The sequence below is a fragment of the Candidatus Omnitrophota bacterium genome, from assembly GCA_040755155.1.
Classification (GTDB): domain Bacteria; phylum Hinthialibacterota; class Hinthialibacteria; order Hinthialibacterales; family Hinthialibacteraceae; genus JBFMBP01.
Genome location: JBFMBP010000022.1, coordinates 1 through 11,968 on the forward strand (window position 1 = coordinate 1; position 11,968 = coordinate 11,968).

The following is an 11,968-nucleotide window of genomic DNA, read 5'->3' on the forward strand; positions in this document are numbered from 1 at the left end:
ATATAAATAATAGAAAACCAATATGACAGGGAAAGTAATACGAAAGGAGCATCCGTAATTTTTTTACCAGGGCGTTCATCGTTTTCCCTCTTTCACTTTCAAAAATTCGAAACTAAAACCGATACGTTACTTTGCCGTATACGCCGCGTTCGACTTCCGTTCGTTGAATCCGCCATGCTGAGGATTATGGTTTTCGATGCGATAAGAAAATAAGCCTAAACTCGGCTCTGCCAGCCATACGGTATCACCTATAATGATAGGTTTGGCGTTCAATCTTTCCGCGGGAGTTGGAATAAGATAACGGGGAGAAGGAAATAGGTTGCTCTCTTTTTCAGATAAGACATGCGTTGTTTCAATTAAGGGAGAACTAATGGAAATACTGACGATAAAGGTTAAAAGAATCAACGCGGCAAATCCGGATGTGGAAAAACGGGGAAATCGTTGGCGACTGGAGATATGGGTCTTTAAAAAGAACAAGCGCGAAAAGTCGACCTTTTTTGAAAAATTCGATGGTGAATTAGGCCGGGAATTCTCTTTTATTGGCGGGGCGGGCGGATAGGCGTCTCTTTTGGCCATCTCCGGGTTGCGTCCACTTTCCCAAATCGCGGTCTCGATATTTTTGCTTATCCGTACCATCCTCTCCCATCTGGGCATGGTTGAGGAAATAATCCATATATCGAAGGGAATCAGGAGTTTCATTAGAACCAACACCCACATTCCATACCCCAAGAATGGATGCTTCTTTTTCAGCAAGCCGTTTAAATGCTACGCGCATCCAAAAAAAGAAAAACTTGAGGGGAAAAGATATAGGAGATCAAGGTTTTATCTCTTCATCCGCTTCATTTGGGATTTTCTAATAATGTCTTAAGAATTTCTTCATCCCGCTTGCTTAATTTCTTTTCGTTGACGAGATAGCTCACCATCAGGCTTAAATCTCGATCCAGACTTAATCCGAAAATCTGTTTCATAATCATCATGAACGATTTTTCTTTAGGCATGGCGGGGTAATATACCCAACGGCGGCCTACCTTCTTCGCTTCTACATAGCCCTTCTTATGCAATCTCTCCGCAAATGATTTTACCGTACTGTATTTCCAGTCTTTTTCTAAGGAGGTTCTCTCAAGCAGCCGAAAGACGTCTCCTTCTCCTAATTCATTGATAATACTCAACAACAATATCTCAGATGGAGTAACATCTTCAAACATATTTATTCCTCGCAGCGTAAAAAAGAAATTCGTCTTAATATTACATCTTTCATAATATTATAAAATTACCAGAGATGAAAAGGTTTGTCAAGATATTTTTTGTTTATGTTTCAAAAAATTTTTCGAGGATTATAAGATGATAAAATCCAGCCAGTTATTTTTATTCATTGAAACTCGGTATTTTTCTAAAATAGGAGGCTCTTGCAAAAAGGATAAAGTCTACGCTTTAATTCTCCCCCCAAGTTTGGGGGGAGTTAGAGGAGAGGTGATTTTATTAGGCTTAAGAAAACCCTCTCCTAACCTCCCCCACGCCTGGGGGAGGAATAATGGAGTTTTGCAAGAGGCTCATATTTTTTTCGAAAGGAAAATGCGCTTGCCGTTTGGCGCAATAAGACAATAGATTAATGCCCTCTTTAAAATCCTATAGAGATCGGCATTTATGGTTAGGATTCAATGTATGACGAGGAATCTCGTTTGGAGCCTTTCTGAAAGGCATTTAAATTCGAAAAATTATTCATGGACAAGCCGCTCTCATAAAACTACATTTATAGTATTACTATATTCGAAGAAATTATGATTTGATTATCAAAGGTTTAGGGTATAAAGAAATTGCATTTTGGGTGTTGCAAGCCTTAAATGGAGGCATGTTCGCCCGTAAGATCAAAAATCGCAGCGGCTCGGTCAGCGTCCAAGTCGTCCGCAAAGAACAGGGGCGATACTGAGTCGTTCGCGCCGTCGGGACCGCGAAAGACGGCGATGAAATCGAACGCTTGTGGCGGCAGGCACAACATTTCGTTCGCCATCCGGACCCCGATCAAGGATTATTGTTCGCGATGCAGACGCCGGTCGACCAGGCCGTATAGAGCGCCTTGGAGACGCTCTCCAATGCCAGCATTCACACGATTGGCCCGGAGCTCATTTTCGGGACGCTCTTCGACCGCATCGGATTCCAGCAAATACCGGATGAGTTATTTCGGCATTTGGTTCTCGCTCGTTTGGCGTATCCCGCCAGCAAATTGAAGACGGTGGACTACCTGCGCCGGTACAGCGGAATGAATTGCTCCGTGAGCGCCTTGTATAAATTTCTGGACCGCCTTCACAGCCGATACAAGTCGCAAGCGGAAAACGACTTGCGGAAGATGGGCTTTTCCAAGGATGGAAAATTCGAGCATCCGCAAATCCTGTTGGGCACTTCCCGACTCACAAGAAAAAAAAGCCTCCTCTTGAATATGGATCAAGATCAGAAAACCCTTTTCAAAGCCATTCACGAAATTTAGGGTGTTGCAAGTGCGAAGTCAGGAAGAGAACCTTTATTACCATCGGTTCGATTACGATTTGAAAATATTATCGAGCCAATTTGAATAGGGAGTTCCTGCGCCGAATAAGGCGTCAATCCATTTTCCGGGCTACGGCGGCGATGAAGCTGGAGAACATTTTGCGGAAGTTGTGACGCAGGGCGTCCCTTCGCTTCAACTTATTCCACTCCGCATAGGATAATCTGAGCTCGTCGGGACGGTAGCGCAATGGTTCTGAAGTGCGTTGGCCGATGGCGTTGGAGGAATAATAGGTAAACGTAACGATATAATTGTCGTTGCGGATAGCGCAAGTAATGACAACCACAACATGGCAATTAGGGGGCATTTGATCGCGGGGCGTGTTCATTTCCAACAGTCTGATGGCGTCGGTATGAACTACCGAATCGACGGCGAACTCGAAAGCGGGAAGAATGCGCTCCTCCACGCGTTGCGCCAAATCCAACGCTTTTTTGTCCGAAGAAACAAGAATGCCGATTTTTCGATCCCGTTGTTTTAGCTGGTGCAGGTTGTTGACGAAATCGCGCCATGTATCCCTGCTGACGCCGTTTTTAGCCCCCGCTGCTTGGTACAGATAGACAAAAGCCGCGAGAATTACAACTCCCGCCGCGAGAACAAACGATCCAATGATTATAATAGGCGTTGGCATAGTGTAATACTTTTTCCGAATAGAAAATTTTGCATAAAAAACACCCATTTACTATCCGCTTCTCTGCGGATGATCTTATACAATATATAATTCAATATATCTTGATTTCGACAGAGGCCAAAAAAAAAGATCGAATACGACGTCCTTCAGTTTTTAGAATCTCATCTTATTGAAATATATTTTCGTGGATGCACTCCAAGAAAATATGGTCGAAGGGAACGTCTTTTACTTACTTTACCATCCTTCTTCCCCCTAAAGCAAGTTTAAAAGCTCATGTTACGCAGCATATTCTGTCAGGCCATTGGTAATAACATTCAATAAAGACGTTGAGGCTTCCATGATTATCGCTCTTTCGAAACTCGAAAAGAGTCGAAAGCCGCGAATTTTCTTCTCCCAGCCTTGAAAGGCTGGGCTGCTGCCAAATGCCCCTTTAAAGGGGCAAACGAGAATAGCCCGCCGTTTCAACGGCGGGTTGAGGAAGGAATTTCTTTTTCGTGTATTTCTTTTCATATCGCGTTTTCGTGATTCAACCGGCGAGAATAAGAGATTCCTTTAATTAACTATCGCGCGTAACATGAGTTATAAGCATAATCCGTTGCGAATTTACATGATCCTAATACCAAACAACCAATTTTCCGCGAATCGAAAAGCGATAAATTCGATTCGCAAGAAAGAAGAGACGTCCATTAGACGCTTTTCGCTAAGGCGCGATCCAGCACCTGATCCATATCGCTAACGAATTCCACATTCATTTTTTCGAGGACATGCTTGGGGATGTCGGGTATATCCTTGCGGTTGTCTTCGGGAAGCAGAACGCTTTGGATATCCTCGCGATGGGCGGCCAGCACTTTTTCCTTGATGCCGCCTACGGGAAGCACCTTGCCGCGTAGAGTGATTTCGCCCGTCATAGCGAGATTGGGAACGACGGGACGTCCCGTCAGTGCGGAAATCAAGGCGGTGGCCATAGTGATGCCCGCCGAAGGGCCGTCCTTGGGAATGGCCCCTTCGGGGATATGGACGTGGATATCGAAGCGTTTGTAGAAATCGCGGACGAGATTCAAATATCGCGCCCGGGTGCGCGCGAAACTAAGGGCGGCTTTGGCGGATTCCTGCATGACTTCCCCCAATTTTCCCGTGAGAATCAACTGGCCCGTTCCTTCCATGATCGTAACTTCCGCCGCCAGCACTTCGCCGCCCACGCTGGTTACGGCCAGGCCGGTGGCGCAGCCGACGCCGTTTTCCTTGCCGTGCTTTGGCTCGCGGAAGCGGGGAATTCCTAGGAATTCGTTTACCATTTCCGGTTCTACCTTCACCTTATTCTCCAGCTGGTTCGAGGTGGCCTTGCGGGCGAGTTTGCGGCAAACGGAGGCCAATTCCCTTTCCAGGTTTCTCACTCCCGCCTCGCGGGTGTAATCGCGGATCAGCTGCACGATTCCTTGCCGGGTGAATTCCGGTTTAAAGGGATCCAGGCCGTGGTTGGCAATCTGCTTAGGGACAAGAAAGTTCATCGCAATTTGGACTTTGTCCTCTTCCGTATAGCTGGGAATTTCGATGAGTTCCATACGATCGATCAAGGCGGGGGGAATGGGATGGGTAACGTTCGCCGTAGCGATGAACATGATATTGGCGAGGTTGAATTCCACTTCCAAATAATGATCGCTAAAGGTGTGATTCTGTTCCGGATCGAGCACTTCCAAAAGCGCGGAGGAAGGATCGCCGCGAAAATCCATACTCATTTTGTCGATTTCATCCAAAAGAAAAACGGGATTGTTGGATTGTATTTTTTTAAGGGACTGGATGATTCTTCCCGGCATGGAGCCAATATAGGTGCGGCGATGGCCTCGGATTTCCGCTTCGTCGCGGACGCCGCCCAGAGAGATGCGGACGAATTTGCGTCCCATGGAGCGGGCGATGGATCGGCCCAGCGAAGTCTTACCCACGCCCGGCGGTCCCACGAAGCATAGAATGGGGCCTTTGAGTTCCTTTTTCAATTGATGGACGGCGAGAAAATCAAGGATGCGCTCCTTCGGCTTCTCCAGACCGTAATGATCTTCATTGAGTATCTCTTCCGCCTTGTTTATTTGAAGGCGATCTTTGGTCTTTTTGGACCAAGGCAGGTCGCAGAGCCAATCCAGGTAATTGCGCACGACGGCGGCTTCGGGAGAAAGATTGGGCATGGCGTTGAGGCGGTCGAGTTCTTCCAGGGCTTTTTTCTCCGCTTCCTGGCTCATGCGGGCTTTTTTGATCCGGTTGCGATATTTGCTCCAATCCTCACCGCTTTCGCCGTCTTTGCCCAATTCGCGCTGAATGGCCTTGATCTGTTCGTGGAGATAATATTCCTTTTGGGATTGCTCCATCTGCTTGCGGACATCGCCTTTGATTCGCTGTTCGAGTTCGAGAATTTCCAACTCGCTATTGAGAATCTGGGAGAGTTGTTTTAGGCGGGAAGCAGGAGAAATGCTGGACAAAAGACGCTGTTTTTCCTTTACCTTAACGGAAAGATGGGCGGATACGTTGTCGGCCAGGCGTCCGGGATCTTCCAGGTTCATGATGGAAAGCAGGGTTTCCTGGGGTACTTTCCGGTTGAGTTTGACGTACGATTCGAACAATTCGCTGACATGGCGCGAAAGGGCCTGAACCTTGGGACCCTCTTCCTCCCGCTCGAAAAACGGCTTCGTTGAAGCAAGGTAGAAAGGGTCTTCGGAGACGATGCGCTCAATCTTGATGCGCTCGATGCCTTCGACCAGAATCTTGATGGAACCGTCCGGCAGTTTGAGCAATTGCAGAATATTGATAAGGGTTCCGATGGTATAAAGATCGCTGGGGGCGGGATCGTCTACGTCCATCCGCTTCTGAGCGACGAGCACGATCCGTTTGTCTCGCTGCATTCCCGCTTCCAAAGCCGCAACCGATTTCGTCCGTCCCACGAAGAGGGGAATAATCATGCCGGGGAAAATAACGACGTCTCGCAATGGAAGAAGAGGATATTGATTTTCTTCCAGTTCCGCCGAGCCGTCCTTTTTTTCCCCCCGATTCAAAGAATCCTCCCTCTCCTCTAAAGCTGGATCGTCCTTGAGAGAAACGTCCGGCGAATCGGAATCGATTCGTCCTGAAAGCAGTATTTTTTCTTTTTTGGATTGCGTCATGTTTAAAAACTCTTCTATCGATCCTTTTCGAGAGCGATGATTGTCGATGGAAACAGCGATCGTCGATTATCAGTCCAACCGCTATGAGTTTGCCGATGATATCTTGGCGCCGCCGGCGAATCGGCGGAATGCGCCGTTATTTCCCGGCGATCGTCGGATTAGGCATTTGTTCTTCGTAAAAAACGCCCATTTTCCGATAGCGTTGATACCGGTCTTCGATCAGCTCTTCTGAGTTGAGTTCCTCCAATTCGGACAAATGGCGCAAAATGGCTTGTTTTACATTGCCAGCCGTTTCATCCGGATTGCGATGAGCGCCGCCGAGCGGTTCGGGTACGATTTCGTTGATGATGCCAAGGTTTTTCAAATCGGAGGGAACGATGCGCATGATGCCCGCCACATTGGAAGCCTTGGTGCGGTCGCGCAGAATAATCGCGGCGCAGGCTTCGGGAGTGCAAACGGCGTAGTAGGCGTTTTCCAGCATCAACACGCGGTTGCCCACGCCAATGGCCAAAGCGCCGCCGCTGCCGCCTTCGCCCGTAACCACGCTGATGACCGGAACGCCGAGTTGGGACATCATTTCCAAGTTTTCGGCAATGATCAAATGTTGGCCGCGCTCTTCGGCGCCGATGCCGGGAAAAGCGCCGGGAGAATCGATGAACGTAACGATGGGCAATTTGAAACGATGGGCGGTCTCCATGATCCGGCGCGCCTTGCGAAAGCCTTCCGGATGGGGCATTCCAAAATTGCGCCGGATATTTTCTTCCGTATCCCGGCCCTTTTGATGGCCCACTACGGCCACGGATTTGCCATCGATCGAACAAAAACCTGTAACGATCGCTTCATCGTCGGCGATGGCGCGGTCGCCGTGAAGTTCGACGAAATCATCCGCTATGCGCTTAAGGTAATCCAAGCAATATGGCCGATCCGGATGCCGGGCCAATTGAACTCGTTGCCAGGGAGTGAGATGGGAAAAAATCTCTTCCAACAACGCGTTGAGTTTTTCTTTCAGGGGACGGATTTCATGCGTCAGATCGATATCCCGCGAATGGGCGTATACTTCGAGTTGTTCGATCTTCAGCTCGATTTCCCGCAATGGTTTTTCGAATTCCAAATAACGCATGGCATCCACTCTCTCGCCAGCCGCCGATCGCGTCGGCTTTTTGGCCTGTGTACTATTTTTCCCTATTCTTAGCTGTTCTAGGGCGAATAGGGATCGGCTTGTCGCTCATAGTATTCGCCGCCATTCTACAAACGGAGCATCGTCTAAACGTTTCCTATCGGCGGAGGCAATGCAACAATCGCTGCGACAATAATATAGAAATAGTAGTTTACCCGGAATAGGCAAAATGAACAATGCGCACTTGCTTTGTGAGTACTTGAATCCAAAAATCTCCTATTTTTTCGTAGCCGCATAGTATGAGATAACAGTCCCATAGGGTGGGCTTAAAGCGAAGCGTAGCCCACCGCATCCCGCAGAAAAGTAGGATGGGTCGCGTTTTTTGACCCATCAATCTTTTTCATCACTCACCACTCATCATTCATCACTCCATTAACATTCCCAATTTGCGCCCTGCTCCATAATAAAAGAGGGACCTTCTCACGGCGCGCGCCGAGCAGTCCCCGCCGTACTCGCCGCTAAATAGCGAAGTGGAAGAGGATGGCATCGTCGATAACCTTGCGCAGTCTTTTAGTATGCGCATCGGTGAATGAGTAGCGGGGGTGGAACTCACGGTCGTCTCGCCATGTTGGGATTGGAATGGCGAAACGATCGCCTGGGAACCGGCCTGCCTATAGGGCAGTGAAGCCCCTTGGCGAAAACGGAAAACTGAGAAAAAAGTTGAAGCAAACCGCAGGGCGGCAAGGAAATTTTATCGGACGTTCCTTCGATCTTTTCAATGAATAAGAAAGATGGAAAAGAAAAATAAAATGCCGTACCTTTGCCGCCCCGGTCTTCCAATTCATAAAAAAAACAAACTCATCAAGGAGATAACCTGCTGACGTTATCTCTGCGCTATTTCTTTTTCGTAACAGTTTACCCGATTGAAGAAAAATTCTTGTTTTTAATCTCTGAAAGGGCGAAATAATTATTTCAGGTTGAGCACGCGAATAAGTTAATGGGACGATCCAAAACGATGTTTGCATGGCTCAGACGCGAAATAAAAAAAACACGAAAAAAAGAAATCCCGCCGTACACCCGCCGTTGAAACGGCGGGCTATTGTCATTTGCCCCGGGCTATTGTCATTTGCCCCGGGCTATTGTCATTTCGAGCGACAGCGAGAAATCTCCCCCCCCTTTAAAGGGGTATTTCGCATTTCTTCTCTTCATACGGCTAAATAGTTACCCTGATTCAAACATTGAATCAATCCAACTTGATAAATGCCAACCCTTCGCCATTACATTAAAACCGTTTACAATATTTTTCTGCGTTGTCTTGAGTAAAAATAAAGTAAATGATTAGTAACTGTCTCATAAAAGGATACTTGTGAATTATTAACTTTTAAAAAACGGGAACTCCCTCATGTTTCAACCTTCTCTCGAACAATTCAAGGAACTTGCCGCCAAGGGCAATACGATCCCCGTCTGCAAGGCGATTATGGCCGATTTGGAAACGCCGGTGACGGCTTTCATCAAGTTGGCGCAGGACGATCCCTACGCCTTTTTGCTCGAAAGCGTGGAGCAAGGGGAAAAATTGGGAAGATATTCGTTTATCGGAACAAATCCCTCCCGCGTTTTCGTCTGTAAAGACCGCTTGTTGACGGAACAAAACGGCAGCGAGCGCATCGAACACATTCTCGGCGAGAGAAACGATCCCCTCAGCGTTCTGGAAAAGTTCATGTCGCAATTCCAGGCCGTTCCCATCAAAGGGCTGCCGCCTTTTTTCGGGGGACTGGTCGGATTTATGGGATACGAAATGACTCAGCATTTCGAGCGGTTGCAATTCAACAACCGCGACGATTATTCCATCCCCGACGCCGTCTTCTATTTCGCCGATTCCATCGTCATTTTCGACCATTTCGAGCGCACTATCACCGTCGCCGCCAATGTGCGCGTGGATTCCTCGCCGGAGAACGCCTACCAGCAAGGAATCGAACGCATCGGCGCCATCGTGGAAAAACTGAGGGCGCCGCTGCCGCCGATCTCCTTCGGCGCAGGATCGCCCACGCCGCCCGCCGTGAAGACGAATTGGAGCAAGGAAGAATTCATGCAGGCGGTGGATCGCTGCATGGAATTCATCAAGGCGGGCGATACGTACCAGATTCAAGTAGGAATCCGCAACGAGGTGGAATTGCAGTCCGGCCCGCTCGATCTCTACCGCGCCCTGCGGCGGATCAACCCTTCGCCCTACACCTTCTTTTTCCGATACGAGAACTTATACCTGGTGGGGGGATCGCCGGAAATTCTGGTGAAGCAGACCGACAAACACGTTATTTATCGCCCCATCGCGGGGACGCGGCGGCGCGGGACTACGCCGGAAGAGGATAGATTCCTGGAAAAGGAACTGGCGGCGGATCCCAAGGAGCAGGCTGAGCATATCATGCTGGTGGACCTGGGACGCAACGATATCGGGCGCGTCTGCGCTTTTCACAGCGTCAAAGTGACGGATTTGATGTACGTCGAGCGCTATTCCCACGTCATGCACTTGGTTTCCAATGTGGAAGGCGATCTATTGGAAGACAAAGACGGCTTCGATCTGATGCGAGCGGTCTTCCCCGCCGGAACCGTCACCGGCTCGCCGAAAATCCGCTCCATGGAAATCATCGAGGAGTTGGAGAACACCCGGCGCGGACCTTACGCCGGAGCGCTGGGCTGGTTCGGCCTCACGGGCGACCTCGATTTTTGCATCACCCTGCGCACCATCGTCGTCGTGGACAAGAAGGCATATTTCCAGGCCTCGGCGGGAATCGTCGCCGACTCCAACCGCGAATTGGAATATAAAGAAGTGGCGAACAAAAGCCGCGCCATGCTGCGCGCCATCGAAATGGCGGAATGCTTGAAGGAATAACCATGCTGCTGGTCATCGATAACTACGATTCGTTTACTTACAACCTCTATCAATACCTCGGCGAACTGGGCGCGGAAATGGAAGTGCATCGCAACGACCAAATCGCGCTGGACGAGATCGCCGCCAAGATGCCGAGCGGGCTGCTCATCTCTCCCGGTCCCGGAACCCCTGATGAAGGCGGGATTTCCCTGGCCGCCATCGGACGCTTCCACAAAGAGATGCCGATCCTCGGCGTCTGCCTCGGCCATCAGTGCCTAGGGCAGTATTTCGGCGGCGTAGTGAGGCGGGCGGACCGCCTCATGCACGGCAAAACCTCGCTGATCTACCACAACGGCGGCGGCGTATTCAAAGGATTGGACAATCCCTTCGTCGCCACCCGCTATCATTCCCTGCTCGTAGACCGCGAATCCATGCCCGATTGCCTGGAAATGACGGCCTGGACCGACCAGGACGAAGTCATGGGCTTGCAACACAAAGAACTGCCCATCTTCGGGGTGCAATTCCACCCCGAATCCATCCTTACCGTCGAAGGCAAACGCCTGCTGGGGAACTTCCTCAAAATTCTTGAACGGTGAGTCTGTCTTTGGTCTTCAAGACGCAAAAAAAGCGGATTAAGCATCGCTCAACCCGCCGGGCATATCTCGATTAGATAGTACTACGGTTCTTATACAAATTCATTTTGCATTGCATTTCCCGATTCTTGCGGAAAATAACTAAATATTAGATTATTTGTTGCGCGCTTGGTAAACGCTATTCATAAATTGTATGGCGTCTTGCGATTCTTGATCTTGAAATCTTGCATCTTCCTTCAAAGACGTAAGGTAGTCGGACGAAATATCTTTTGATAAATCCATCCGTAGAACCAGCATTTGAAAAGTATGGTTTATTTTGTAAATCGATTCTTTCTTCTCGAGTATCGATTTGAAAATGGGTGCGATTCGATCGACTTGCTTGCATGATGCAGGATACTCGGCGGGATTGACATTCTTCTTCGATTCGACGGAGGGAACAAACAATAAATAATATTCCAGCAATCCGGAAAGATAGCTATTGAATAGTCCCTTTTCTTCGTTGGATTCTGTGTTCGTTGTTTGGATCGTTTCCAACATGTATTGTATAATATCCGCCGCCGCTTTATCGATGGATAGAACGAGGCCGTTGTTAAACGATTCTTTCGCTTCCTTTTTTATGGCTATAATCGCTTCCGCTTTTTGGAAAATCCAGGAAGAACTCATAAGATATAATTGCTTCGCCGCGGGACGCTTTTCTTCTGCCGCTTGTTTGAAGACGACTTGCAAATATTCCAGATTTTTCTCCAGCGGCCAAGCCGACGTTTGATTGGAAAGCATCCATGCGATCGTCGCGCACCAACGCGGATCCATTTCCCGATTTTGATTGCGAATCAGCGACAAGTATTGTTCGGCGGTTGGAGGATCGTTTTTCCATCGATTCATGAATACCTGCGGGATCCAGCCGGACGCAATTACGGAGTTGTCGTTCTTCCAGGCTTGGTTCCCAAACGAAATCGTAACAGTTCAGCCGCCTGAAGTAAGAAGAGTCGTCGAAAAATAATTGATTGTATAATTTCCCCCTTTACAAATTTCCTTATCCCATCTATGACTATCAATATAGTATACACATTGAATTGTAG

General features: G+C 48.6%; 10 protein-coding genes. 4 read left to right on the forward strand and 6 right to left on the reverse strand.

What is annotated here, in order from left to right; translation table 11 throughout:
• The first annotated feature begins 370 nt into the window (after window positions 1-370).
• Window positions 371-559 carry a hypothetical protein gene (locus AB1656_02430; GenBank protein ID MEW6234220.1) on the forward strand — a complete coding sequence of 63 codons (189 nt, stop codon included), beginning with the start codon at window positions 371-373 and terminating at the stop codon, window positions 557-559.
• A 280-nt stretch (window positions 560-839) separates the two neighbouring features.
• Here AB1656_02430 and AB1656_02435 read toward each other — a convergent pair whose 3' ends face one another.
• Window positions 840-1,205 (reverse strand): BlaI/MecI/CopY family transcriptional regulator, encoded by a 366-nt coding sequence (locus tag AB1656_02435; GenBank protein ID MEW6234221.1) that lies wholly within the window; start codon window positions 1,203-1,205, stop codon window positions 840-842.
• 632 nt (window positions 1,206-1,837) lie between these two features.
• On the reverse strand, window positions 1,838-2,008 hold the full coding sequence (locus tag AB1656_02440) for a hypothetical protein (GenBank protein ID MEW6234222.1): 171 nt from the start codon (window positions 2,006-2,008) through the stop codon (window positions 1,838-1,840).
• Between the two features lie 66 nt (window positions 2,009-2,074).
• Here AB1656_02440 and AB1656_02445 point away from each other — a divergent pair, with 66 nt between their 5' ends.
• A complete protein-coding gene (locus tag AB1656_02445) occupies window positions 2,075-2,482 on the forward strand; it encodes a hypothetical protein (GenBank protein ID MEW6234223.1) in 408 nt (135 codons plus the stop codon).
• Between the two features lie 112 nt (window positions 2,483-2,594).
• On the opposite strand, the gene AB1656_02450 is transcribed toward AB1656_02445, so the two are convergent.
• From AB1656_02450 to AB1656_02460, 3 genes are all read right to left on the reverse strand, one after another.
• Entirely contained in the window at window positions 2,595-3,167 is a 573-nt protein-coding gene (locus AB1656_02450; GenBank protein ID MEW6234224.1) for a hypothetical protein, read from the reverse strand.
• A gap of 686 nt (window positions 3,168-3,853) precedes the next feature.
• Window positions 3,854-6,313, reverse strand: coding sequence for an endopeptidase La (gene lon / locus AB1656_02455; protein ID MEW6234225.1), 2,460 nt, complete (start codon window positions 6,311-6,313; stop codon window positions 3,854-3,856).
• Window positions 6,314-6,449: 136 nt separating this feature from the next.
• Window positions 6,450-7,433, reverse strand: a complete 984-nt coding sequence (locus tag AB1656_02460; protein MEW6234226.1) for an acetyl-CoA carboxylase carboxyltransferase subunit alpha — start codon at window positions 7,431-7,433, stop codon at window positions 6,450-6,452.
• A 1,399-nt stretch (window positions 7,434-8,832) separates the two neighbouring features.
• Here AB1656_02460 and trpE point away from each other — a divergent pair.
• Window positions 8,833-10,317, forward strand: coding sequence for an anthranilate synthase component I (gene trpE, locus AB1656_02465; GenBank protein ID MEW6234227.1), 1,485 nt, complete (start codon window positions 8,833-8,835; stop codon window positions 10,315-10,317).
• Between the two features lie 2 nt (window positions 10,318-10,319).
• The gene (locus AB1656_02470; GenBank protein ID MEW6234228.1) at window positions 10,320-10,892 is read left to right on the forward strand and encodes an aminodeoxychorismate/anthranilate synthase component II; all 573 of its coding nucleotides are present in this window, start codon (window positions 10,320-10,322) and stop codon (window positions 10,890-10,892) included.
• Between the two features lie 150 nt (window positions 10,893-11,042).
• Here the strand turns inward: AB1656_02470 and AB1656_02475 are convergent, their stop codons facing one another.
• The gene (locus AB1656_02475; GenBank protein MEW6234229.1) at window positions 11,043-11,771 is read right to left on the reverse strand and encodes a hypothetical protein; all 729 of its coding nucleotides are present in this window, start codon (window positions 11,769-11,771) and stop codon (window positions 11,043-11,045) included.
• Window positions 11,772-11,968: the final 197 nt, after the last annotated feature.

What these genes read in the sequence shown, in the direction of transcription:
- AB1656_02430 (MEW6234220.1), top strand. Translation starts at nt 371, where the DNA reads ATGGAAATACTGACGATAAAGGTTAAAAGAATCAACGCGGCAAATCCG.
- AB1656_02435 (MEW6234221.1), bottom strand. Translation starts at nt 1,205, where the DNA reads ATGTTTGAAGATGTTACTCCATCTGAGATATTGTTGTTGAGTATTATC.
- AB1656_02440 (MEW6234222.1), bottom strand. Translation starts at nt 2,008, where the DNA reads ATGGCGAACGAAATGTTGTGCCTGCCGCCACAAGCGTTCGATTTCATC.
- AB1656_02450 (MEW6234224.1), bottom strand. Translation starts at nt 3,167, where the DNA reads ATGCCAACGCCTATTATAATCATTGGATCGTTTGTTCTCGCGGCGGGA.
- lon (MEW6234225.1), bottom strand. Translation starts at nt 6,313, where the DNA reads ATGACGCAATCCAAAAAAGAAAAAATACTGCTTTCAGGACGAATCGAT.
- AB1656_02460 (MEW6234226.1), bottom strand. Translation starts at nt 7,433, where the DNA reads ATGCGTTATTTGGAATTCGAAAAACCATTGCGGGAAATCGAGCTGAAG.
- trpE (MEW6234227.1), top strand. Translation starts at nt 8,833, where the DNA reads ATGTTTCAACCTTCTCTCGAACAATTCAAGGAACTTGCCGCCAAGGGC.
- AB1656_02470 (MEW6234228.1), top strand. Translation starts at nt 10,320, where the DNA reads ATGCTGCTGGTCATCGATAACTACGATTCGTTTACTTACAACCTCTAT.
- AB1656_02475 (MEW6234229.1), bottom strand. Translation starts at nt 11,771, where the DNA reads ATGAATCGATGGAAAAACGATCCTCCAACCGCCGAACAATACTTGTCG.